The following is a 22,330-nucleotide window of genomic DNA, read 5'->3' on the forward strand; positions in this document are numbered from 1 at the left end:
GCTGTCATCTGTTATCCGTCGCCTGTCATCCGTCAGCTGTCGACTGTCCGCCGTCGGTCGTCCGCCGCGCCCCCGGCGCCGACGGCGCGCAGGCGAGTGGCGGCGGTGGCGGCGAGCTGGGGGGCGAGCCGGGCCACGTCCCGGGAGCCGACCACCGCGATCAGGCTCGGCAGCAGCCAGCGGACCGGCTGCATCCCGCGCAGCCAGGCCTGGGCGTAGACGTGGGCGGATCGGCGGGCGATCCCGGCGACGATCCGGTCCACCGCGGGCTCCAGCGGATACGTCTTGTTCGCCGGCCACGGCAGCCGGGAGCGCATCTGCTTCAGCACGGCGTCCTCGTCGGCCCCGCGCACCATGTCGGTGTCGGTCCAACTCAGGTACCCGACACCGACCTTGATCCCCTGGTAGGCCACCTCGGCGCGGATCGAGTGCGCGAAGGCCTCCACCCCGGACTTGCTGGCGCAGTACGCGCTCATCAGCGGTGCGGGGGTCAGCGCGGCGAGCGAGGCGATCTGGAGCAGGTACCCGCGGCTCTCGGCGAGCGCCGGCAGGAAGGCCCGGGCGGTGGCCACGCTGCCGAGCAGGTTGACCTCGATGACCCGGCTGAAGGCCCGGTGGTCGCTGTCGGCCAGCGGCCCGCCGAGGGCGATCCCGGCATTGGCGACGACGGTGTCGACCCGCCCGTAGTGCTCCTTGATCCGCCGGGCGGTGTCCTCCAGCGCGTCGAGGTCGGTGACGTCCACCTCCCAGCTGGTCGCGGACGGGCCGCACTGCGCGGCGACGGCCTTCAGCTCCTCCGGCTCCAGCCCCAGCAGGGCCACCTTGGCCCCGCGCCGGGCGAGCTTGCGGGCCAGCGACGCGCCGACGCCGCGCGCGGCCCCGGTGACGACGACGACCTGCTCGGACAACGGCGGGATGGCGTTCATGCGACGGCGGTCCTCTCGTCGGTGGATGCGGGAACGGCGCCGGCGGGCGCGGTAGCGGCAGCGGGCGCGGCCGTCAGGTACCCGGAGGCCATCCGGTGGATCTCCGCCGCGACCTCCGCCGGGCGCTCCAGCGGCGACATGTGCCCGACCCCGGGCAGCAGCAACAGCCCCTGTGCGTCCTGGAGTTCGGCGACCATCCGGTGCGCGTGCACCGGCGGGGTCAGCCGGTCGTCGGTGCCGACCACCACCGCCGTGGGCGCGGCGATCCGGGCGAGCCCGGCGTGGACGTCCAGCCGGTCGAGGACCGCGGCCCAGTTGGCGCGGACGGCGGTCGGGCAGGCGTGCACGATCCGGGCCGTCGCCTCGACCTGGCCAGCGGGCGAACCGGCGCCCATGGTCGCGTACTTGAGCGCCGCCCGGCTGACCGGCGAGACCGGTCCGAGTGGCATCCGGGAGCGCAGCAGCTGCCGGTGCAGGAAGCGTCGCAGGCCCCGGGCGCGTACGGCCGTTGGCAGGACGGTGAGTTCGGCCACCAGGTCGCCCGGCCCGGTGGAGATCAGGACGGCCGCGGCGGTGCGCTCGGCGACCTCGGGGCGGCCACCGGCGGCCATGATCGTCATCCCGCCCATGCTGTGCCCGGCGAGCACGGCCCGCTCGCCCGCCGGCACGGTCCGCGCGAGCACGGCGGACAGGTCCTCGGCCAGCGCCCTGGTCGAGTAGCGGGCCCGGCTCGGCGGGATCTCGCTGCGCCCGTGGCCGCGCTGGTCGTAGGCCACCACCCGGTAGCGGTCGGCCAGCAGGCGGATCACCGGGGCCCAGAAGGCGATCGAGCAGGTCCAGCCGTGGGCGAGCACCACGGTGGGCGCGTCGAGCCGGCCGTGCACCTCGACGTGCAGCCGGATGCCGTCCGCCGACCGTACGCTCAACTCCTCAACGGAGACGGGAGGTTCGTACTCCTCGGGCAGCCGGACGCCGTTCACGCGGAGACCTCCTGGACGGTGCGGGCGGCCGCCGGTGCGGCGCGCATGATCAGCTCGTACTCGCCCAGGTCGACCCTGCGGGTGGCCCGGCGGAACGAGGTGGTGGAGCCGGGCCAGAGCACGGTGTTCCTGCCGCTCGGGTCGAGGTACCAGCTGAGGCAGCCGCCGGTGGTCCAGACGGTGCGGTCCATCCGGTGCTGGAGTTCGAGGTTCCACTGCCGCTGGGCGCGCGCGGTGGGCTGCATCGCGGCGGCTCCGATCGAGCCGAGCGTGGTCAACGCGTCGATCATGTAGTTCAGTTGGGACTCGATCATCAGGATCATCGAGCTGTTGCCGAGGCCGGTGTTGGGCCCGATGACGAAGAAGAGGTTCGGGAAGCCGTGCACGGTCGAGCCGCGCAGCGCCTCCATGCCGTCCTTCCACTCCTCCGCCAGGCTGGTCCCGTTGGCGCCGAACACCCGGGCGCCGATGGGCATGTCGGTGACGTGGAAGCCGGTGCCGAAGACGATGGCGTCCACCTCGTGCTCGCTGCCGTCGGCCGCGACCAGCGTGGAGCCGCGCAGTTCGCGCAGGCCGGAGGAGACGACCTCGGTGTTGGCCGCGGCGAGCGCCGGGTAGTAGGTGTTGCTGAGCAGGATGCGCTTGCAGCCGATCCGGTAGTCCGGGGTGAGCCTGGCCCGCAGCGCCGGGTCGGGGACGCCCTGGGCGATGTGGCGTTCGGCGAGCTGCTGGACCAGGCGCAGCAGTCCGGGGCGGCGCACGAACGCGTCCACCTGGAGCTCGCGGAGGGCGAACAGGGTGCCCCGGCGGATCTTCGCGGTGACCGGCAGGCGGCCGTGCAGCCACTTCTCCAGCTGGCTGATCTCGCGGTCGCGGCGCGGCAGCACCCAGGCCGGGGTGCGCTGGAAGACCGTCAGCCTGCCGACCTTGGGCTGGATCGACGGGATGATCTGCGCGGCGGAGGCGCCGGTGCCGACCATCGCGACGCGCTTGCCGGTCAGGTCGAAGTCGTGGTCCCAGCGGGAGGAGTGGAACACCTTGCCGGGGAAGTCGCCCAGCCCGGGCAGGTCGGGGATCTGCGGGTCGGCGAGCGGTCCGGCGGCGGAGACGATGGCGTCGGCCGTCCACTGGCCGGCCGAGGTGGTGATCCGCCAGCGGGTCTGCTCGCTCTCCCAACGCGCCTCCAGCACCTCGGTGTTGAAGCGCAGGTGGGGGCGGAGGCCGAAGACGGTGGCGACCTTCTCCAGGTAGGCGCGGATGTCCGGCTGGCCGGAGAAGCTGCGCGGCCAGTCGGGGTTGGGCGCGAAGGAGAAGGAGTAGAGGTGCGAGGGCACGTCGCAGGCGCAGCCGGGGTAGCTGTTGTCGCGCCAGGTGCCGCCGACCGAGTCCGCCCGCTCCAGGACCACGAAGTCGGTGATCCCGGCACGGCGCAGTCGGACCGCGGCACCGAGTCCGCCGAAGCCGGAGCCGATCACCGCCACCCGGACGTGCGGGACGGACTCCTGCGCCGCGGTGGTGTCGGTCGCTGCGGACGCGCCGGAGCGGGGGCGCTTGCTGCTGGATGCCATGCGGCAACCTCCTGAGGGTGGGACGGTGATCGTCGCGCTCTCCCGGCGAGCGTGCCCCGGAACCTCCTGGGGCCCGTCTCCGGATCCTCCCGGGGCCCGCCTCCGGAACCCCGCCAATCGCGCCAGTAATCACTGGCATGGTTGGCAGGGTAGCCCTTGCTGACACCGGATGGAAGAAGCGCGACCGCTCCGGTTCGGGGAACCTTCCGAGCCGACGGACCTATGCTGATCGCCGTGGACAAGGTCAGAGCTGCTGCGGGCGACAGAAAACGCGAGTACCGGGTGGAGGAACTGGCCGAGGCCGCCGGCATCACCACCCGCACCCTGCGCTTCTACCGCGAGCGCAAACTGCTTCAGCCGCCCCGCAAGGAGGGCCGCATCGCCTGGTACGGCGAGGAGCACCTGGCCCGGCTGCGGATGATCGGCGAACTGCTCGAACGCGGCCACACCCTGGGCGGCATCGCCGAGCTGATCGGCGCCGGTGAGAGCGGGCGGGACGTCGCCGAGCTGATCGGGCTGGAGGCGGCGATCGTCGCACCGTGGTCCGACGAGACCCCGGTACGCCTGGACTGGGACGAGCTCAAGACCGCCTTCGGCGACCAGCTGACCGAGGAGAACACCGCCGAGTCGATCGCCCAGGGCTACATCACCGTCGAGGAGGACGGCATCACCCACGTCAGCCGCCGGCTGATGGACGCCACCACCGAGCTGGTGGCGGAGGGGGTGCCTCTCTCGGCGGTGCTGGACGCCAGTCGGCGCACCCGGGAGCACGTGGACGCCATCGCCGAGATCTTCATCGAGGTGGTCGGCGAGCACCTGCTCAGCGCGCTGGCCGCCGACACCCCGCTGCCGCCCGGCGAGGCGGCCCGGCTCACCGAGCGCATCCTGCGGGTGCGACCGCTGGCGCGCACGGTCGCGGACGCCCAGTTCGCCCTCGCCATGGACCGGCGGGTGCACGTCGAGTACCTCGAACTCCTGCGCCAGCGACGGGAGAACGGCTCCGAGGCGTAACCGGGCCGCCGCGCGGGCAGGGATTCCCGCGCCCTGCCCGTACGTTGGAGGTGCCGCCGATGGCCCGACCGCTCAGCCGCCGCGCCGCTCTCGGCCTCGCCGCCGGGCTCGCCCCGGGGCTCGCGCTCGCCGCGTGCGGGTCCGACTCCCCGGCGCCGGGCGGCGGTTCGTCCGGTGGTGGTTCGTCGGGCTCCGGTTCGTCCGACTCCGGTTCGTCCGGTGGTGGTTCGGCCGGCTCCGGCGGCACCCGGACGGTCCGGCACGCGCGCGGCGAGAGCACCGTGCCGGCCCGGGCGAACCGGGTGGTGGCCCTGGACACCGACGCGCTGGACTCGGTGGTCACCCTCGGCCTCAGCCCGGTCGGCGCCACCACCGTCACCGCGGGCGCCCCGTTCCCCGCCTACCTGCCCGCCCAGCGGCTGTCCGGGACGAAGCCCGTCGGGGCCATCGGCCAGCCCAGCCTGGAGACGATCGCGGCACTGCGGCCGGACCTCATCCTGAGCAACCAGGTCCGCGACGACAAGCGGTACGACGAACTGTCGAAGATCGCGCCGACGGTGCTCTCCAAGACCACCGGGCCGACCTGGAAGGAGAACGTCCGGCTGCACGCCGAGGCGCTGGGCCGCCAGGCCGAGGCCGACGCGGCGGACGCGGCGTACCGGACGAAGCTGCGGGACCTGGTCACCGCGCTCGGCGGACCGGCCAGGGCGGCGGCCACCCGGGTCGAGATGGCCCGCTTCCTGGCGGGTGCGCCGACCAGGCTCTACCTGAACGACACCTTCGTCGGCTCGCTGTTCAAGGATCTGGGGCTCGGGCGGCCCGCCAACCAGGACAAGCCCGGTTTCTCGATGGAGATCAGCCCCGAACAGGTGGACCAGGCCGCGGCCGACGTCATCTTCTACGCGGTGTACGGGGACGCGGCCAAGTCCGACCAGGGGAAGATCACCGAGGGGGCGCTCTGGAAGAACCTGGACGCCGTACGCAACGGGCGGGTGTTCCGGGTGGACGACAACCTGTGGATGCTCGGCATCGGCTACACCGGGGCCGGGCTGATCCTGGACGAGATCCGCAAGGACATGGCACCGGCGGGCGGGTGACGGACGACGGGTGACCGCGAACAGACGACAGGCGACAGACGACAGCTAACAGATTTCAGATAACAGATGATGAAATCTGTCATCTGACATCCGTCATCCGCCGCCCGCCACGGCGCGCGTCACCCCTGCCCGTACCGGCCCGGCCGCAGTCGCCCGGTGAAGGCGAGGAAGGCCACGAACCCGCCGAGGACGACCCAGCCGGGCCAGCCCGCCAGCGACATCGTGAGCGGGTCCAGCTCGGCGTCCGGGTCCGCGAACTCCCGGACCATCGACACGCTCATGCTGCTCGTGAAGGCGTGCGCCAGCACCGCCGGGACCACCGACCCCGAGCGCAGCCTCAGCCAGGTGAAGACCGGCAGGACGAGCACACAGCTGACCGTCAGCGCGGGCACCGCCAGGTACCACGGCCGCCCCGGGTACTGGCCGCCCATCAGCAGCGTCGGCAGGTGCCAGAGCGCGAAGGCCGTCCCCGCGAGCAGGTAGGCCCGGACCAACACCGCCCTGCCACCGGCGCCCTCACCCCCGCCCGCTCGCCGGCCGAGCAGCAGCAGCCGGGGGAAGAGGAAGCCCTGCCAGCCGATCTCCTCGCCGAAGAACAGCGGCAGCGAGAGCACCATCCCGATCAGGCCCTGGACCGCCCACGTTCCGATCCGCCCCGCGTCCAGCGAGCCGAAGCCGGCGAACGGGTAGCTGCCCGCCAGCGCGCCGAGTGCCAGCGTCGCGGCCGTCAGCCCGCCGAGCACCCCGAGCGGCAGCAGGCAGGCTCGGACCGCGCGGGCCCGGGGCCGCGGCCAGCGCAGTGCCAGCGCCTCCCGTACCCCGCCGCCCCGCTCGACGAGGCGGACCACCAGCAGCGCCGCCAGTGCCGGGGCCAGCATGGCGGCCGCGATGCAGGTCTGCTCCAGCGCGCCGACCCCCTCCCGGGCGTCGGTGCGCTGGTAGCCCTCGGCGAGCAGCGGGGTCATCGCCGCCCACATCCCGGCGTAGGCGAGCACCAGGTAGACCAACAGGCCGCGCCGTCGGACGGCGCTCGGCGGGGTTCGTGTCAGTAGCGTCATGCCGAGGACGCTACGGATCCGGAGGTTCACCCCGGAACCAAGTGCACTGCCGTGCCCGGGGGTTGTCCGCTACCGCCGCGATGGTCGAGTTTTCTGGGTGTCCGGGGGCCCGCCGGAGGTGCTACCAGGGCCCCGCGCCCTGCTGTCCACCCTCGCGTGCGCCACGAATCGCCACGGAAGCTGCACGGAAAGGAAAATTGACGTATCGTCAGGCGTCACACAGCGGGGGCGACGGTGGTCCGCTCACCGTCGCCCCCGCCGTACTCCCCCGCCGGCCGGCACCCACGGCCCGGCGGGGCCCTCCACGCCTCCCCGGGCCCGGGCCTGATGGGTTCAGGCCCGGGCCCGGTTCAGCTCCGGGCTGGACTCATGCCCGAAGTCTCCCCGGAGCCTGGTCAGTTGACGTTGACGGCCGTCCAGGTGGCGGCGACCGCGTTGTACTCCGCGCTGCCCGACCCGTACAGGTCCGCCGCCGCGCTGAGGGTGCCCGCACGGGCGCCCGCGTAGTCGGTGGTGGAGGTGAAGTACGTGGTCAGCGCGCGGTACCAGATCTGCGCGGCCTTGTCCCGGCCGATGCCCGCGAGCGTGGAGTTGTCGTACGTCGGGCTGTTGTAGCTGAACCCGTTGATCGTCTTCGCGCCGCTGCCCTCGGACAGCAGGTAGAAGAAGTGGTTCGCCACCCCGGACGAGTAGTGCACGTCCAGGTTGCCGACGTTCGCGTCCCAGTAGTCCGCCGAGCCGCCGTCCTTGCTCGGCTGGTCCATGTACCGCAGCGGCGTGCCGTTGCCGTTGAGGTTGATCAGCTCGCCGATCCAGTAGTTCGGCGGGTTGGAGGGCAGGTTGGCGTACCACTCGACCATCGTGCCCATGATGTCCGAGGTGGCCTCGTTGAGGCCGCCGGACTCGCCCGCGTAGTTGAGGTTCGCGGTGGCCGCGGTCACGCCGTGGCTCATCTCGTGGCCGGCCACGTCGATCTCGGTGAGCGGTGCGGTGTTGTTGCTGCCGTCGCCGTACGACATGCAGAAGCAGCTGTCGTCCCAGAAGGCGTTGACGTAGTTGGAGCCGTAGTGCACCCGGCTCAGGGCGCCGACGCCGTCGTTGCGGATGCCGTTGCGGCCGAAGGTGCTCTTGTAGAAGTCCCAGGTGGTGGCGGCACCGAACTGGGCGTCCACGGCGGCGGATTCGCGGTTGTTGACGGTGCCGTCACCGAAGCTGTTGCTGGTGTTGGCGAACAGCGAGCCGGTGCCGTCGGTGCCGTTGTTGAGGTCGCTGGTGGACTGGCCGCCGCGACCGGCGTCCTTCAGCTGGTAGTTCGAGCCGCTCTGGGTGGTGGCCAGCGGGACCTGGCCGACGAAGATGCCGTTGCCCGTGCCGGCCGCGGTCTCGATCGTCTCGTGGGTGGCGAGGACCCGGCCGTCGGCCGCGTCGGTGACCAGGATCTGGCGGCTCGGGGTGCCGTCGGCACGCTGGCCCTCGACCGTGGTGCGGTACGCCAGGCGCGGGTTGCCGTCGGTGGCCCAGACCACCAGCTCGGCCTTGCCGGCCTGGTGGACCTCGGTGAGCGGCGACTCGTCGGCGTCGGCGCGCGCCCCGATGGTGGCCTTGACCCCCGCGGTGACCTGCGTGGCGGCCTGGTCGGCGGCGATCTTCGGGGTCGTGTTCGGCAGCGCGATCCGGGCGGCGACCGCCTTGTCGACCGACTTCACCGAGCCGTCGGCCTTCTGGTGGACGACCAGGTCGCCACCGATCACCGGCAGGCCGGCGTAGGTGCGCTCGAAGCGCAGGTGGCGGGTGCCGTCCTTGTCCACCGCGGCGTCCTTGGCGACCAGCTGCTCCTTGTCGCCGAGCTTGAGCGCCTTGGCCAGCGGGCCGGCCTGACCGACCGCCAGCTTGAGCGCGGTCGCGTGCTGCTGGGCGGCCTGGGCCTGCAGCGAGGGGGTGGGAGCGGCCTGGGCGGCGGTGCTCACCTGGATCACACCGGTCAACAGGGCCGTGGCCGAGAGTACGGCGACGGCCGCGAGCTTACGCTTCACGTACGAGTCCTTCCGGGAATCCGCGTCTGGGCGCGGTCGCACCGCGTCCCGGGGGGCCGGGTCGGCACCTGTGGGGCGGGACGGGCACTGACGTGCGGGAACCCCGTGCAGTCGAGCGGTTCGCCACCGATGGGTGGGGGTGGGGCTACCGCTGGGGGATGACCAGAAGCATGACAATCCAGCAGGTGAATTGACAGGTCTTGCTCAGCAATTGGCCAGGTCCCGCCATCGGGTAAAGAGCCTCCAATCAGCAGACGAACCCGGGCAATTCACCACATCCCGCCAAGGGCTCCGACCCGAACGACGCCCGGTCGCCTGCACCTACGGGAATCCACCCGCCGCACGCCGCACGCCGACCCGACGAGCGGGCCCGGCCAGCCGTCGATCGACTTTTACATGTGTGTAGAAGACTCCATACGGTTCCTTGACACGCCGGTGGCGAGGTCCCGCCACCCGGACCCCCTTGAACACCGGGAGGTCGTCTGCTAATCAGCCGACCGTCACCGTCACCGCCCGGACCGCAGGGCCACCTCCCTGCGCGCGAGTTGGGGGACGGCAGCAGAGGGAAGCGACGGCACGGCTGCGCTGGAGCCCACGGCTCCTCCTTCACGGGGCGGTGATGGTGGTCACCGGCAGCCTCACAGGCCGCTCGCGCACCCCGCGCCGCGAATTCTCATGCCTCGGGCGGGCCCCTACTGCAGCCGCCACTCCTGGGCGGCGTTGCCGGGGGTGCAGGAGACCATGGTGACGGCGCTGCCGGGGCCGTTGTTGGTCATGCAGGACTGGTTCTGGTAGTCGCCCAGCGTGTACGAGCCGGCCGAACTGCCGGTGCGCATCGTCCAGTTGGTGAGGAAGCTGAGGCCGTTGCTCAGCACGACCTTCCCGTCCATCGTCTGGACCAGCTGCGGGCCGCCGTTGTTGCAGGCGTTGAACAGGATCCACATGCCGGGGTTGGTCGAGCGCACCCAGCCGTACTGCGCGTGACCGCCGACGACGATCGGGTTGTCGCCGTTCAGGTTGTCGTCGCGCATCCCGATCGCGCGGCCGTCCTTCGCGCTGACGATGGTGCTCCAGCTGGTGCCGCCGCAGGACGCGGGCCGGGGCGGGCTCTGCGGGACGCTGGTGGTCCCGCCGTTGGCGCTCTGGGCCGGAGGCTGAGGGTTCTGGTTGGCGGGCGGGTTGGGCGGGTTGCCGCCGCCGGGCTGGCTCCCCTGACCGGCCGACGACGCCCCGCCGGCGGCCGCGCCCGTACCACCGGTCCGGGCGCCACCCGAACCGGCAGAGGCGCCCGAACCGCCGCTGCCGCCCTGACCACCGGTGGCCGGAACCGGGGGGACGGGGACCTGCGGCTGGTTCTGGGCGGCGCCGGGCGCCGGCTGGTCGGGGCCCGGGGTGGCCGCCGGGGTGTCGGTCGGCGCCGGGGTGGTCGGCGCGGTGGTGGTCGCGGGCGCCGAGGTGGCGGTGCCCGGGGTCACGGGGGCGGTGACCACCACGGTCGGCTGGGCGCCGGGCGACTGGGCCGCGTCGGTGCCGCCGGCCCCGCGGTCGACCAGCAGGACGGTCGCCGTGCCCATCGAGATGACCACGGGGATGACGACGGGCACCAGCAGGGTGCGCCGGGACCGCCGCCGACCGGGTTCGGTCTGCGCCTGCGGCTCCACCTTCGCCACCTCGTCCGGTGCCGGGGCGCCGCCCGCGGCGGGCACCACCACCGCCCCGCCCTTGACCAGCGCCACGGCCGCGCCGCCCTGGGCCGGCCCCGCCGCACCGTCCTTCGCGGGCTCCGCGGCACCGTCCTTCGCGGGCTCCGCGGCACCGCCCTCGGCGGCCGGGCCCGCACCGGGCCGGAGCGGGAGGGTCCCGCTGTCGGCCGCGCCGGTCTTCCCCGGCGTCTGCCCGCCGCCGGCGAAGCCCTCCCCCGCGAGCGCCGCCCGGACCGCCCTCGCCATCTCCGCCGCGTCCGCGTACCGCTCCTCGGGCTTCTTGGCGAGCGCCCGGGCGACCAGTGCCCGTACCGGCGCCGGAAAGGTGTCCGGCAGTTCCGGCACCGGCTGGTTGACGTGCTTGAGCGCGATCTGGAGCGGCCCGTCACCGGAGTACGGCGGCTCGCCGACCAGCAGTTCGTAGCAGACCACGCCGATCGAGTACAGGTCGGTGGCCGGCCCGAGGTTCACGCCCTCGGCCTGCTCCGGGGACATGTAGAGCGCGGTGCCGATGATCGCGAACGGGGCGGTGAGCTTGGTGCTGGCGAGCGCCCGGGCGATGCCGAAGTCGGTGATGGCCACCCGGCCGTCCGAACGCACCATCAGGTTGGACGGCTTGATGTCCCGGTGGACGATCTCCCGCTGGTGCGCGGCGTGCAGCGCGTCCAGGGCTCCGGCCACCAGGTCGAGGGTGCGCTCGACGCCCATCGGTCCGGTGTCCTTGAGCACCTGGTCCAGCGGACGGCCGTCGATCAGCTCCATGACGATGTAGGCGCAGCGCTCCTCGCCGTCCCCGCCGCTCTCGCCGTAGTCGTGGACGCCCACCACACCGGGGTGGTCGACCGCGGCGACCAGCTGGGCCTCGCGGCGGAAGCGCTGGGCGGAGGTGTCGTCCTCCAGCAGCTCCGAGCGCAGGATCTTGACCGCGACCCTGCGCGCCAGCACGGTGTCCTCGGCCTTCCAGACCGAGCCCATGGCGCCGCCGCCGATCTTCTCGACCAGCTCGTACCGCCCGCCGAGCACGGTGCCCGCGCCGCTCATACCCCTGCTCCCCCGTGTCATGACCCCACCCCCGCGGGTCGTCGGCACACAGTGTGCCAGAGGGTGTCGTGGACTCAGTCGTGCAGGTCCGAAAAGGAATTGGGCGCGAGTTGTCAGTCCTTGAGGAAATATCGAGCACGGTCCGCGACTTCCCGGACAGCCGAGACGACCGCGTGGGGCCGGTCGGCCTGGATGGCGTGACCGGCGCCGAGCACCGTGCCGTGCGTCCCCCGGACGGCGCTCCTCGCGACACCCGCCTGGAAGGCGGTCCAGCGGACGCGCATCGCCCTGGGCAGCCCCCGGGTCGCGCTCAGGACGGCCAGCGGCGCCTCGGTCGGCGGAGCCCCGGCCCGGCGACGACGGATCTCGGGGACGGCGGCGGCGGTCAGCCCCAGCTCGGCGAGGAGGGCACGCCGCTGGTGCCGGTGCGCGATCACGGCCGCCTCGGCCCGGGCGAGCGGCTCCTCCGGTTCGGGCGAGGTCGGCGACACCGCCGTCCGGTACAGCCAGAGCCGGTTCAGCACGGCCTCGGCGACCTGGATGGACCGCGGCTGGAACTCCTCGTGCGCCGGGTCCACGAGCACCTGCCCGGCCACCAGCTCCGGCCGCTGCCAGGCGAGGAGTTGGGACAGCTGGCCGCCCCAGCTATGCCCGACCAGGAGGGCCGGGCCCGCGTCCAGGTGCCGCACGAGGGCGGCCAGGTCGGCGAGCTGGCCGTTCAGCGTCGGGGCGGTGGACCGCTCGGGCTCACTGGCCCCCAGCCCGGCCCGGTCGTACGCCACGACCCTCCCGTACCGGGCGAGTTCGGGCAGGACGGCCGACCAGGTGAGCGCCGACGTCCCGGCGCCCGCGATCAGGACCACCGGCACGGCGCCGCCCCGGCCGGCCTCCACCCAGCGCAACGCCCGTCCGTCCCGGTCCAGTTCGCCGGTGCGCACGCCGCCGGGCAGGTGCTCGCCGAGCGCCCGGGCGACGGCCTCCTGGACGCTCCGCAGACCCGGCCCGGCGGGCTTTCCCCGCGTGCCCTGACTGGTGTTCATGTGCCGTCCCCCTGGATCCCTCGTTCGGCCCCGTTTCCCCCGGGCCTGGTTCCGACCGGCCTGCGAGCGGCCTCGGGCAGTCCTCAGACCTGTCCGGGACCGGTCTCAGGCAATCCTCAGACCGGCCCCGGACAGTTCTCCGGCGGCCCCTCAGGCAGGCAGGGCCCGCTTCAGCAGCCCGAGCAGCGCCTCCCAGTGCCGCTCAGCCGCCACCGCGTCGTAGCGGTTGGTGTCGGCCTGGGTGTAGCCGTGCGGGGCGCCGGCGTAGACCTCCGCCCGGTACCGGACGCCGGCGGCGGTGAGGGCCGCGGCGAGCCGGTCGATCTGCTCGGGCGGCAGCGACGGGTCCTCGTCCGCGTGGCCGAAGTACAGCTCCGCGGTGATCCGGTCGGCGCCCAGGTGCGGGCTGTCCGGGCTGTCGGTGGCGAGCCTGCCGCCGTGGAACCCGGCCGCGACGGCGATCCGGTCCGGGTGGCTGGCGGCGGCGCGCAGCGCCAGCATGGCCCCGAAGCAGTAGCCGGTCAGGCCGACCGGGCCGTCCTGGACCAGCGGGGACTCGGCGAGCCAGCGCAGGTACGCGTCCGCGTCGCGGGAGTTCGCGTCCGGGGTGAGCGTTTCGATCAGCGGGAAGATCCGGCCGAAGAGTTCGTCGGCCTGCTCCAGGTCGATGCGCTCCGGCAGGTCGAAGACCGGCGCGCGGCCGGCGCGGTAGAAGAGGTTGGGGGCGAGTACGGCGTACCCGGCCGCGGCCAGCCGGTCGGCCATGCCCTCCACGTGCGGCCGGAGGCCGAAGGCGTCCGTGAAGAGGATGACGCCCGGGTGGGCCCGGCCGTCGTCGGGGTGGGCGAGGTAGGCGTCGGCGGTGCCGTCCGCCGTCGGGATGTCCACGAGGGTTCCGCGCACGAGCATGGTGAGGGTGCTCCTTCCGATTCGTCCGGCAGCGTATCCGGTGGACCCGCCGCCCGCCCGTGCGCTTTACGCCACAGTGCGGCCGCGTCGAACCCGCGTCGAATCCGCGACGTACCCGCGGCGCGCCCACGTGTGCGCCCGGGGGAACGCCGTGGCCCCGTGAGCGCGTTGAGCGGGCATGGGGTGGATCGTGGGTGTGGCGGCGACGGTCGCGGCGGTGCTGGGTCTGGTGCTGCTGGCGGTGTGGCAGGTCCAGGACGAGTCCTCGTCGCGGCCGCGGCGGCGCGGGCCCGGGGTGGGAACGGGTGCCGGCGGGCTGGAGGAGCTGCACGCGCTGTTCAGCCCGGGCAAGCAGGTGCAGGTCGAGCAGAAGCGGGAGCAGCTCGTGCTCCGGGACGACGAACAGGCCGGAGCGCCGCCGCACTTCGGCGTGGACCTGGACCGGGGCGTGGCGGTGCTGCCCGGCGGGGCCGGAGGACGTGCGCCCGGCCCCGCGGAGCGCGAGGGGATCGGAACGGGTACGGCCGGTCGGGCGCCCCGGGAGCTGGGGGCTCAGGCCCCCCAGGTGCGGGAGCAGAGCACCAGCCGGTAGCCGTCCGGGTCGGCTATCGTCACGCCGTGCTCGTCCCAGTACGGGTTGTGGGACGCGACCCGGGTGCCGCCGGCCTCCTCCAGCCGGGCGACCAGTGCCTCGTCCACCGGGGCGCCGAGGTAGAGGACGAACAGGTCGTCCACCGTCGGGGTGGGCTCCAGCGGCCGCTCCGGGTCGTGCGTCAGCTCGAAGTGCCAACTGCCGCCGGGCGGGCCGACCATCAGCAGGTCGTGCTCGCCGGACACCCGCTCGGTGCTGCGCCACTGCACGGCGAGGCCGAGGGCGTCGACGTAGAAGCGCTCGGCCGCCGCGATGTCGCGCGAGGGGCGGGCGATCCGGACCCGCGTGGTGGAATCGATCATGTCGGCGACCATAGCCGATGCCACTGACAGCGAACCAGGCTGCGCGGCCCGGCTGTGGACGGACCGTCAGAGCCGCCGCAGCCGCTCCTCGTCGGAGGTCCTCGGGCAGGTCAGACAGGCGGTGGCCGCGGGCCCGACCGCGTAGTAGAGGCAGCAGGCGAGCCGGGTGCGGGTGTGGTGGGCGCGCCCGTCGGGGGTGTGCAGGCGGCGGAAGTCGGCGCCGCCGGGGAGCGGCAGGGTGCCGCCGGGCAGGACGGCCTCGGCGGCGGCGACGGCGGCGTCCTCCTCGGCGACCGCGACGGCGGCGCCCTCCCCTGCGGCGGCGACGGCGACACCCTCCTCGCCGAGCATCCGCCCCAGGTACCAGAGGGCGGAGGCCAGATCGTCCGTCACCATGCCCCAGAGCGCCCGGTCGCGGCGCCGGGTGGGACCGGCGAACGCGGCGAGCACCGGTCCGAGGTGCGCGACCACGGTGGCCCGCAGCTCGGCGCGCAGTTCGTCGTCGCCGGGGAGGGTGACGTACCCGCGCGGGCGCAGGGCGAGCGCGCCGGTGGGGGCGTGCAGCCAGAGGTCGGCCGGGTCGACGACGGGGACCCGGCGGGCGAGGTGCCAGGGGCCGGCGATCAGCAGGCAGGCCGACCAGACGTAGTGGTGGAGCAACCGGGAGGCGGTGACGTGCGGTCGCGGAGCGCGGCCGTGCTCGTCGGCGATGCGGGCCTCCGCGCCCGCCAGGACGGCGGCCAGCGCCCGTTCGTCGGTGGCGAGTTCGGCTCCGGAGTGCCAGCCGTCGGCGGCGCCCGGGGCGGGCTCGGCGGCGTCGAGCAGGCGCAGCTCCAGCACCGGGCAGAGCTCCCGCAACCGCCGGTAGTCGGCGACCAGCGCGGAGGACGCGCAGGGTGCTACGGGCAGGGGTGTTCCGGGAACCATGGGCACTCCCGAGATCGATTCCGCATGATCGATTAAGGTGAGGCTCACCTTACAACGCATCACCGCGCTCGATGACCATGCCCAACTCCACCGGTCGGCTCACCGGTCCCGCCGGTCGAAGTGGCCCGAAGGCCGCGGGCGTGGACGCGCCGAAGTGGCCGTCGACGGCCGGGGGCGAACAGCTGACAGATTTCGAAATCTGTCAGCTGTTATCTGTTATCTGTCAGCTGCAATCTGTCAGCCATCAACCGTAGGCCGTCAGCCGTTCCACCGCCCCGGACCGCCGCCGCCCCCTTCCTCCGCTCGTGGGAGAGTGGTAGGCAGCGAAGGGAGCGCGAACGTGCTGATGGACAAGGTGGCGGAGATACTCGCCGAGGCGTCGGCCGAGGTGGTGGAGCCGCGCTTCCGGGCGCTGGCCGCCGGCGAGGTGATGGAGAAGGCCCCCGGCGAGATCGTCACGGTCGCCGACCGCGAGGCCGAGGCGATCATCGCCCGTCGACTGCACGAACTGCTGCCCGTCCCCGTGGTCGGCGAGGAGGCGGTCTCCGCCGACCCGTCGCTCGCCCTGGCCCTCCACGACGAGCCGGCCGCCTGGCTGGTCGACCCGGTGGACGGCACCGCCAACTTCGTCGCCGGCAGACCCGAGTACGCCGTGATGTGCTCCCTGGTCCGCTCCGGCCGGACCGTCGCCTCCTGGATCTGGCAGCCCGCCACCGCCACCGCCTACTGCGCCGAGCTGGGCTCCGGCGCCTGGCGCGACGGCGTGCGCCTGACCCGCCCCCCGGCACCGAAGGACGTCGCGAAGCTGCGCGGCTCGGTGAAGAGCCGCTACCTCGACGCCGCGCACCGCCGCCGGCTCCAGGACAACATCGCGGCCTTCGGCGAGATCTCCCCCGGTCGGCACGCCGCCGGGATCGAGTACCCGGACGTCGTCGACGGCCGCTTCGACTTCCTCCTCTACTGGCGCACCCTCCCCTGGGACCACGCCCCGGGCTCCCTCCTGGTCACCGAGGCCGGCGGTGTCTCCGCCCGCCCGGACGGCACCCCGTACCGCCCGGAGGCCCCCGGGTGCGAGGACGGCCTCCTGGTCGCCGCCGACCCCGAGACCTGGGAGCTCACCCGGTCGATCCTCCTCGCCGGCTGACGCCGGGGCCCGCCCGCCCGGAGCCCCCGCGGAACCCCCGTCGGCCCTACCCCGCCCGCTCGCCCGCGACCTTGCGGCCGGCGCCCACCACCTCCCGCACCAGCGCGCCGACCTCCCCCACCGTGGTGTGGGGGTTCAGCAGCGTGAGCTTCAACCGGACCCGGCCCGGACCGTCGCCCGGGAGTTCGGTGCGGCCGACCACCGCCCGGCCGGTGCGCAGCAGCAGGCGCCGCAGCCGGCCGTTCACCTCGTCCAGCGCGGCCTCGTCCGTCACACCGGGCGGCCGGTAGCGAAAGAGGACGGCGGTGAGCACCGGCTCGGCGTAGAGCTCGAGCGCCGGGTCCGCGCGCACGGCGTCGGCCGCGGCGAGCGCGAGGTCGTGGCAGGAGTCGACCAGCCGGCCGAGTCCATCGCGGCCGAGGGTGCGCAGGGTGACGGCGAGCTTGAAGGCGTCGGCCCGGCGGGTGGTGCGCAGCGAGCGGCCGAGCAGGCTGGGGTAGCCGGCCTGCTCGTCGTCGACCGGGTTGAGGTACTCGGCGCGGCGGGCGAGCGAGACGTAGGTCTCGGCGCGGCGCACCAGGAAGACCCCGGCCGCGGCCGGCTGCCAGCCGAGTTTGTGCCAGTCGAGGGAGACCGAGTCGGCGCGGGCGATGCCGTCGAGCAGCGGGGCGAGCCGGTCGGAGAGCAGCGCCCCACCGCCGTACGCGGCGTCCACGTGCAGCCAGGCGCCGTAGCGTCCGGCGAGGTCGGCGGCGGCGGAGAGCGGGTCGACGGCTCCGGTGTCGGTGGTGCCCGCGGTGGCGACCACGGCGATCGGGGTCCGTCCGGCCCAGCTGGCCTCGGCCATCGCCCGTTCCAGTTCGTCCTCCCGCATCCGCAGCCCGCGGTCGACCGCGACGGGGATGACGGCCCGCTCGCCGAGGCCGAGCAGGGCGGCGGCGCGCTGGACGGAGAAGTGCGCGGCCTCGGAGGCGAGGATGCAGGGCCGGACGCCGGCCGGGATGCCGTCGAGCTCCACGATGCCGTCGAGCTTCTGGTCCCGCGCCAGCATGAGCCCCATGAGGTTGGACTCGGTGCCGCCGGAGGTGAGGACGCCGGCGGCGCGCTGCGGGTCGTAGCCGACGAGCCCGGCGATCTCGGCGAGCAGCGTGCTCTCCAGGGCGGTGGCGGCGGGGGCCTGGTCCCAGGAGTCCTGGGAGGGGTTGAGGGCGCTGACCGCGAGGTCCGCCGCGGCGGCGACGGCCAGCGGCGGGCAGTGCAGGTGCGCGGCGCAGGCCGGGTCCGCGGGGTCGGCGGCGCCGTAGGCGAGCAGTTGGGTGAGCCGGGCGAGCGCGCCGGGTCCGTCGTCGGTGGCCAGGGCCTCGTCGACGAGTGCGGCGATCTCGGCCGGGCTGCCCGCCGGCACCGGTCCGGAGCGCATGGCGGCGCCCGTCTCCAGGGAGTCGAGGACGGTGGCCAGCAGCGGTCCGAGCGCGCCAGGACCGGCCGCGCCGCCCGCCAGGGCGTCGGTGGCGGCGCCGTCCCGGGGGAGCCCGACGGGGCCGGATCCGGGCCCGCTCACCGGTTGCCCCGCACCGTCGGCGCGCCCGCCGAACCATTCGCCGAACCGCCCGTCAGCCCGCCCGTGGACGCCGCCGCGATCGCCTCCGCCAGCCGCTCCAGCACCGCCGCCACCTGCTCGTCGGTGATGGTGAGCGGCGGGAGCAGTCGCAGCACCGCGTCGTGGCGCCCGCCGAGCTCGACGATCAGCCCCCGCGCCAGGCACGCCTCCCGGACCCGCACCGCGAGCGCCGGGTCGGCCGGCCGGGCGCCGCACGCGTCGGGCTCGGCCGCCGGGTCGACCAGTTCGACCCCGAGCATCAGCCCCCGGCCGCGCACGTCGCCGATCACCGGCAGTTCGGCCGCGAGTTCGCGCAGCCGGGCCGCCATCCGCTCGCCGACGACGGCGGCCCGCTCGACCAGCCCGTTCGCCGCGACGTGGCGCAGCGTCGCGGCCCCGGCGGCCATGGCGAGGGTGTTGCCGCGGAAGGTGCCGGTGTGGGCGCCGGGCCGCCAGCCGTCGTAGTCCTCGCGGTAGACGACGACGGCGAGCGGCAGGCTGCCGCCGATGGCCTTGGAGAGGACCATCGCGTCCGGGACGATGCCGCTGTGCTCGATCGCCCACATCGCGCCGGTGCGGCCGACTCCGGTCTGCACCTCGTCGACGATCAGCGGGATGCCGCGCTCGGCGGTGATCCGGCGCATCGCGCGCAGCCAGCCGTCGGGCGCGGGGACGACCCCGCCCTCGCCCTGGACGGCTTCCAGGATCATCGCGGCGGGCGCGACCACACCGCCCGAGGGGTCGTCCAGCAGCCGCTCCACGTAGGTCGCGGCGAGGTCCGCGCCCGCCTCGCCGCCGACCCCGAACGGGCAGCGGTAGCCGTACGGGTAGGGCAGCCGGGCGACCTCGCCGCCGCTCGGCAGCGGCTCCTTGACCGCGACGTTGCCGGTGAGCGCGAGGGCGCCGGCGGTCATGCCGTGGTAGGCGCCGGTGAAGGCGAGCGCGCCGGAGCGGCCGGTGGCGGTCTGCATCAGCTTGAGCGCGGCCTCGACGGCGTCCGTCCCGGCCGGTCCGCAGAAGTGCACCCGGGCGCGGGCGGCGAACTCGGCGGGCAGGCTCTCGAAGAGCGCGCTGGTGAAGTCGTCCTTCTCGGCGGTGGCGAGGTCGAGCAGGTGCAGCGGGGCGCCGCTGTCGAGGGTGCGGCGGATCGCCTCCAGCACCACCGGGTGGTTGTGGCCGAGGGCGAGCGTGCCGGCGCCGGAGAGGCAGTCCAGGTAGCGCCGCCCGTCGGCGCCCTCGACGGTCATGCCGTGGGCGCGGACCGGGACGATCGGGAAGGAGCGGGCGTATGTTCTGGCTGCGGACTCGCGGACGCGCTGACGGCGCAGGATGGCTTCACCGGCGGCCGGGGCTCCGGAGGCGGCCTGGACGGGTACGGCAGCGAGCGACACGAGAAACCCCCAGGGGAAGTTAGGTAAGCCTAACTTTACTGCCCTTGACCTGGCTGAATGCCCTCGGGGTCCCAGAACCACCCGAGTGAGTGAACCTCCCCCGGTTCCTCCAACGAGCCCCGCGCGGAAAGGTCACGGCCCGGCCCGCACCGGCCGAACCCGACGGTCGGGCCCCGCCCCGCAGGTCCGGTGCCTCAGACCCGGCTCCTCGGGCCCCGCCCCTCAGGCCCGGTGCCGCCACCGGTAGCAGAGCTCCGGCCGCCCGACGCTCCCGTACTGCGGCTCCCGCATCGCGCACCCGGTCTCCACCAGGTGCTCCAGGTAGCGCCGCGCGGTGATCCGGGAGACCCCGGCCGCCGCGCCCGCGGCCGCCGCCGACAACCCGGTGGCCGCCTCGCGCAGGACCGAGGCGACGGTGTCCAGGGTGGGCGCGCTCAGCCCCTTGGGCAGGGTGCTGCGCTCCGGCGTACGGAGCAGGGCGAACGCCTGGTCGACCTCCTCCTGCCCGGTCGCCTCCCCGCTGCGCCCGAGGCTGTCGCGGTAGCGGGCGTAGCGCTCCAGCCGGTCGTGCAGGGCGGCCGCGCTGAACGGCTTCAGCAGGTACTGCACGACGCCCGCGGAGACCGCCTGCCGGACCATCGCGAGGTCGCGGGCCGAGGTCACCGCGATGACGTCGGTGCTGTGGCCGGCCGCGCGCAGCGTACGGCAGAGCTGGAGCCCGTGGCCGTCCGGCAGGTAGAGGTCGAGCAGGGTGAGGTCGACGGGCGTCCCGGCGGCGCGGGCCCGGTCCAGGAAGCGCAGCGCGTCGGCGCAGCTGTGGACCGTCCCGGCGGCGTGGAAGCCGGGCTCCCGCCGGACGTAGAGGGTGTGCGCGGCGGCGGCCACCGGGTCGTCCTCGACCACCAGGACGGAGATCCCCGCCCCGGCGGCGGCTGTGTGGGCGGTGCCGTTCACGCCAGGGCCCCTTCCCGCTCCCGACCGCCCGGCCGTCCGGCCAGCGGCAGCCGCACCGTGAGCACCGCGCCGCGCTCCCGTCCGACCTCGACGGTGCCGCCGTTGCGCCGGGCGGTCTGGGCGACCAGCGCCAGCCCGAGCCCGTGCCCGTGCCCGTGCCCGTCCTGCTTGGTGCTCCAGCCCCGCCGGAAGACGTCCTCGACCGCGCCCGGGTCGATCCCCGCGCCGGTGTCGGCGACCCGCAGCAGCAGGCAGTCGCCGGGCACCCCTGCGCCGTCACCGCCATCGCCGTCATCGCCGCCGTCGCGACCTTCGCCGTCGCCGCCGGTGCAGTCCCGACCGCCGCAGTCCCGACCGCCGGCGATCCGCGCCGTGACGGTGACCTCCGGCGGGACGGGGCTCTCGGCCGCGCCGGCGATGGCGGCGTCCACGGCGTTGTCGATCAGGTTGCCGAGGACGGTGATCAGGTCCCGCGCGGAGAGGCCGGGCGGCAGCACCCCGTCGTCGATCCGGCTGTCCTCGGTGAGCGTCAACTCCACGCCCCGTTCGGCGGCTTGGGCGGCCTTGCCGAGCAGCAGCGCGGCCAGCACCGGCTCGCCCACCGCCGCGACCACCCGGTCGGTGAGCTGCTGGGCGAGTTCGAGCTCTGCGGTGGCGAACTCCACCGCCTGTTCGTGGCGGCCGAGTTCGATCAGCGAGACCACCGCGTGCAACCGGTTGGCGGCTTCGTGAGCCTGCGCGCCGAGCGCCTCGGTGAAGCACCGCACCGAGTCCAACTCCCAGCTGAGCGCCTGGAGTTCGGTGTGGTCCCGAAGGGTCACCACCCGGCCGAGGCCGGGGCCGGTGCCGATGGTGGAGGTGTTCAGCACCACGACGCGCTCGGCGGTCAGGTGCACCTCGTCCCGGACGGGCTCCTCCCCCAGCACGGCCGCCACCAGCGCCTCCGGCAGGCCCAGTTCCACCACCGGTCGACCATCCAGGTCGCCGGTCAGACCGAGCAGTTCACGGGCGGCGTCGTTGCACAGCACCACCCGGTGCGAGCGGTCCAGCAGGACCAGTCCCTCGCGCACCGCGTGCAGGGTCGCCTGGTGGTACTCGTAGAGGTGGCTCAGCTGGTCCGGCCCCATCCCGTGGGTGTGCCGCCGCAGCCGGGAGTTGGCGAGGTAGGTGCCGACGCCGCCGACCGCGAGCGCGGCGACCGCCACCCCGACCAGGGCGAGCAGCGGACCGCTCAGCTGCGCGGAGATCGACTCCACCGTGAGGCCCGCGCTGACCAGCGCGACCACCCGGTGCCGCTCGTCCCACACCGGGGCGACCACCCGCACGGACGGGCCGAGCGTGCCGGTGTACGTCTCGCTGCGGGTCTGCCCGGCGAGCGCCCAGTCGATGTGCCCCAGGTAGGTCCGGCCGATCTGCTCGGGCAGCGGGTGGGTCCAGCGCACGCCGTCGGTGTCCATGACGGTGATGAAGGAGACCCCGGTGTCGGCCCGCACCTGCTCGACGTACGGCTGGAGCGCCGCGGTCGGGTCGGGGGCGCCGACGGCGGCCCGGACGGACGGCGAGTCGGCGACGGCGTGCGCGACCGCGGTGACCTGGCGACGGGCGGCGTCCTCGGCGCGGTCGGCGGTGAAGAGGTACGCGAGCACCGCGCCACCGGCCACCACGGCGGCGACGATCACCACCTGGACGACGAACAGCTGCCCGGCCAGGCTGCGGACCAGCCGCCGGGGACCGCGGCCCGTCGGCCGGTGCGAACGGCGGCGCGGGGCGGTGGGGGCGGTGCGCTCGGACATGCCTGCCAGTGTGCACCACGCCCCCGGGCGCCCCCGAGGGCCGTCCGGCCCGCACCGTTCGCGGGCCAGGCCTCCGGGCCGGACAGCCGGGTCGGACATCCGGGCCGCCCGCGCCGTTCATGAACTCTATGAACGCAAACGTGACCTCCGTCACCTCGGAGCCCATAGTCAGAGCGGCCCATCCCCCCGGGGGCCACCAGG

18 protein-coding genes are annotated in these 22,330 nt (G+C 74.3%); 4 read left to right on the plus strand and 14 right to left on the minus strand.

Going from position 1 to position 22,330, the window contains the following annotated elements; genetic code table 11:
* Positions 1 to 32 precede the first annotated feature (32 nt).
* The 3 genes from ACLWS4_RS01150 to ACLWS4_RS01160 are packed head-to-tail and all read right to left on the minus strand — an operon-like array spanning position 33 to position 3,474.
* Positions 33 to 926, minus strand: coding sequence for an SDR family oxidoreductase (locus ACLWS4_RS01150; RefSeq protein WP_416873068.1), 894 nt, complete (start codon positions 924 to 926; stop codon positions 33 to 35).
* Positions 923 to 1,906, minus strand: coding sequence for an alpha/beta fold hydrolase (locus ACLWS4_RS01155; RefSeq protein WP_416873069.1), 984 nt, complete (start codon positions 1,904 to 1,906; stop codon positions 923 to 925). Before ACLWS4_RS01155 ends, ACLWS4_RS01150 begins: the two co-directional genes overlap by 4 nt.
* Positions 1,903 to 3,474 (minus strand): flavin-containing monooxygenase, encoded by a 1,572-nt coding sequence (locus ACLWS4_RS01160; protein ID WP_375873407.1) that lies wholly within the window; start codon positions 3,472 to 3,474, stop codon positions 1,903 to 1,905. Before ACLWS4_RS01160 ends, ACLWS4_RS01155 begins: the two co-directional genes overlap by 4 nt.
* A gap of 222 nt (positions 3,475 to 3,696) precedes the next feature.
* Here ACLWS4_RS01160 and ACLWS4_RS01165 point away from each other — a divergent pair, with 222 nt between their 5' ends.
* Together ACLWS4_RS01165 and ACLWS4_RS01170 are read left to right on the plus strand one after the other, a co-directional pair.
* The gene (locus ACLWS4_RS01165; protein WP_049650639.1) at positions 3,697 to 4,485 is read left to right on the plus strand and encodes a MerR family transcriptional regulator; all 789 of its coding nucleotides are present in this window, start codon (positions 3,697 to 3,699) and stop codon (positions 4,483 to 4,485) included.
* 59 nt (positions 4,486 to 4,544) lie between these two features.
* Positions 4,545 to 5,582: an ABC transporter substrate-binding protein gene (locus ACLWS4_RS01170; protein ID WP_416873070.1), complete on the plus strand. Its 1,038-nt coding sequence runs from the start codon at positions 4,545 to 4,547 to the stop codon at positions 5,580 to 5,582.
* A 119-nt stretch (positions 5,583 to 5,701) separates the two neighbouring features.
* On the opposite strand, the gene ACLWS4_RS01175 is transcribed toward ACLWS4_RS01170, so the two are convergent.
* The 5 genes from ACLWS4_RS01175 to ACLWS4_RS01195 all read right to left on the minus strand — a co-directional run bounded on the left by ACLWS4_RS01175 (position 5,702) and on the right by ACLWS4_RS01195 (position 13,366).
* Positions 5,702 to 6,640, minus strand: coding sequence for a CPBP family intramembrane glutamic endopeptidase (locus tag ACLWS4_RS01175; RefSeq protein ID WP_416873071.1), 939 nt, complete (start codon positions 6,638 to 6,640; stop codon positions 5,702 to 5,704).
* Between the two features lie 395 nt (positions 6,641 to 7,035).
* Positions 7,036 to 8,673: a M4 family metallopeptidase gene (locus ACLWS4_RS01180; protein WP_416873072.1), complete on the minus strand. Its 1,638-nt coding sequence runs from the start codon at positions 8,671 to 8,673 to the stop codon at positions 7,036 to 7,038.
* Positions 8,674 to 9,365: 692 nt separating this feature from the next.
* Entirely contained in the window at positions 9,366 to 11,417 is a 2,052-nt protein-coding gene (locus ACLWS4_RS01185) for a serine/threonine-protein kinase (RefSeq protein ID WP_416873073.1), read from the minus strand.
* 113 nt (positions 11,418 to 11,530) lie between these two features.
* The gene (locus ACLWS4_RS01190; protein WP_416873074.1) at positions 11,531 to 12,457 is read right to left on the minus strand and encodes an alpha/beta fold hydrolase; all 927 of its coding nucleotides are present in this window, start codon (positions 12,455 to 12,457) and stop codon (positions 11,531 to 11,533) included.
* 150 nt (positions 12,458 to 12,607) lie between these two features.
* The gene (locus tag ACLWS4_RS01195; protein WP_074004258.1) at positions 12,608 to 13,366 is read right to left on the minus strand and encodes a dienelactone hydrolase family protein; all 759 of its coding nucleotides are present in this window, start codon (positions 13,364 to 13,366) and stop codon (positions 12,608 to 12,610) included.
* Between the two features lie 178 nt (positions 13,367 to 13,544).
* Here ACLWS4_RS01195 and ACLWS4_RS01200 point away from each other — a divergent pair, with 178 nt between their 5' ends.
* The gene (locus ACLWS4_RS01200) at positions 13,545 to 13,958 is read left to right on the plus strand and encodes a DUF6191 domain-containing protein (protein WP_416873075.1); all 414 of its coding nucleotides are present in this window, start codon (positions 13,545 to 13,547) and stop codon (positions 13,956 to 13,958) included.
* On the opposite strand, the gene ACLWS4_RS01205 is transcribed toward ACLWS4_RS01200, so the two are convergent.
* Together ACLWS4_RS01205 and ACLWS4_RS01210 are read right to left on the minus strand one after the other, a co-directional pair.
* The gene (locus tag ACLWS4_RS01205) at positions 13,919 to 14,320 is read right to left on the minus strand and encodes a VOC family protein (protein ID WP_416873076.1); all 402 of its coding nucleotides are present in this window, start codon (positions 14,318 to 14,320) and stop codon (positions 13,919 to 13,921) included. The genes ACLWS4_RS01200 and ACLWS4_RS01205 overlap by 40 nt on opposite strands.
* 66 nt (positions 14,321 to 14,386) lie before the next feature.
* Positions 14,387 to 15,247 (minus strand): (2Fe-2S)-binding protein, encoded by an 861-nt coding sequence (locus tag ACLWS4_RS01210; protein ID WP_416873077.1) that lies wholly within the window; start codon positions 15,245 to 15,247, stop codon positions 14,387 to 14,389.
* A gap of 346 nt (positions 15,248 to 15,593) precedes the next feature.
* Here ACLWS4_RS01210 and ACLWS4_RS01215 point away from each other — a divergent pair, with 346 nt between their 5' ends.
* Positions 15,594 to 16,391: an inositol monophosphatase family protein gene (locus ACLWS4_RS01215; protein WP_049651877.1), complete on the plus strand. Its 798-nt coding sequence runs from the start codon at positions 15,594 to 15,596 to the stop codon at positions 16,389 to 16,391.
* Positions 16,392 to 16,437: 46 nt separating this feature from the next.
* Here ACLWS4_RS01215 and ACLWS4_RS01220 read toward each other — a convergent pair whose 3' ends face one another.
* From ACLWS4_RS01220 to ACLWS4_RS01235, 4 genes are all read right to left on the minus strand, one after another.
* Positions 16,438 to 17,952: a pyridoxal phosphate-dependent decarboxylase family protein gene (locus ACLWS4_RS01220; protein ID WP_234348391.1), complete on the minus strand. Its 1,515-nt coding sequence runs from the start codon at positions 17,950 to 17,952 to the stop codon at positions 16,438 to 16,440.
* Positions 17,949 to 19,382, minus strand: a complete 1,434-nt coding sequence (locus ACLWS4_RS01225; RefSeq protein WP_416873078.1) for a diaminobutyrate--2-oxoglutarate transaminase — start codon at positions 19,380 to 19,382, stop codon at positions 17,949 to 17,951. The genes ACLWS4_RS01220 and ACLWS4_RS01225 overlap by 4 nt, the downstream gene beginning before the upstream one ends.
* 222 nt (positions 19,383 to 19,604) lie before the next feature.
* Positions 19,605 to 20,336 (minus strand): response regulator, encoded by a 732-nt coding sequence (locus ACLWS4_RS01230; protein ID WP_416873079.1) that lies wholly within the window; start codon positions 20,334 to 20,336, stop codon positions 19,605 to 19,607.
* Positions 20,333 to 22,129, minus strand: a complete 1,797-nt coding sequence (locus ACLWS4_RS01235) for an ATP-binding protein (protein ID WP_416873080.1) — start codon at positions 22,127 to 22,129, stop codon at positions 20,333 to 20,335. The genes ACLWS4_RS01230 and ACLWS4_RS01235 overlap by 4 nt, the downstream gene beginning before the upstream one ends.
* Positions 22,130 to 22,330 lie beyond the last annotated feature (201 nt).

Source organism: Kitasatospora sp. SC0581 (genome assembly GCF_048159585.1).
GTDB lineage: Bacteria > Actinomycetota > Actinomycetes > Streptomycetales > Streptomycetaceae > Kitasatospora.

Excerpts from the sequence above, each read along its gene's own strand:
- ACLWS4_RS01190 (WP_416873074.1), bottom strand. The coding sequence starts at position 12,457 with ATGAACACCAGTCAGGGCACGCGGGGAAAGCCCGCCGGGCCGGGTCTG.
- ACLWS4_RS01160 (WP_375873407.1), bottom strand. The coding sequence starts at position 3,474 with ATGGCATCCAGCAGCAAGCGCCCCCGCTCCGGCGCGTCCGCAGCGACC.
- ACLWS4_RS01195 (WP_074004258.1), bottom strand. The coding sequence starts at position 13,366 with ATGCTCGTGCGCGGAACCCTCGTGGACATCCCGACGGCGGACGGCACC.
- ACLWS4_RS01170 (WP_416873070.1), top strand. The coding sequence starts at position 4,545 with ATGGCCCGACCGCTCAGCCGCCGCGCCGCTCTCGGCCTCGCCGCCGGG.
- ACLWS4_RS01165 (WP_049650639.1), top strand. The coding sequence starts at position 3,697 with ATGCTGATCGCCGTGGACAAGGTCAGAGCTGCTGCGGGCGACAGAAAA.
- ACLWS4_RS01185 (WP_416873073.1), bottom strand. The coding sequence starts at position 11,417 with ATGAGCGGCGCGGGCACCGTGCTCGGCGGGCGGTACGAGCTGGTCGAG.
- ACLWS4_RS01210 (WP_416873077.1), bottom strand. The coding sequence starts at position 15,247 with ATGGTTCCCGGAACACCCCTGCCCGTAGCACCCTGCGCGTCCTCCGCG.
- ACLWS4_RS01200 (WP_416873075.1), top strand. The coding sequence starts at position 13,545 with ATGGGGTGGATCGTGGGTGTGGCGGCGACGGTCGCGGCGGTGCTGGGT.
- ACLWS4_RS01205 (WP_416873076.1), bottom strand. The coding sequence starts at position 14,320 with ATGATCGATTCCACCACGCGGGTCCGGATCGCCCGCCCCTCGCGCGAC.
- ACLWS4_RS01150 (WP_416873068.1), bottom strand. The coding sequence starts at position 926 with ATGAACGCCATCCCGCCGTTGTCCGAGCAGGTCGTCGTCGTCACCGGG.
- ACLWS4_RS01175 (WP_416873071.1), bottom strand. The coding sequence starts at position 6,640 with ATGACGCTACTGACACGAACCCCGCCGAGCGCCGTCCGACGGCGCGGC.
- ACLWS4_RS01235 (WP_416873080.1), bottom strand. The coding sequence starts at position 22,129 with ATGTCCGAGCGCACCGCCCCCACCGCCCCGCGCCGCCGTTCGCACCGG.
- ACLWS4_RS01215 (WP_049651877.1), top strand. The coding sequence starts at position 15,594 with ATGGACAAGGTGGCGGAGATACTCGCCGAGGCGTCGGCCGAGGTGGTG.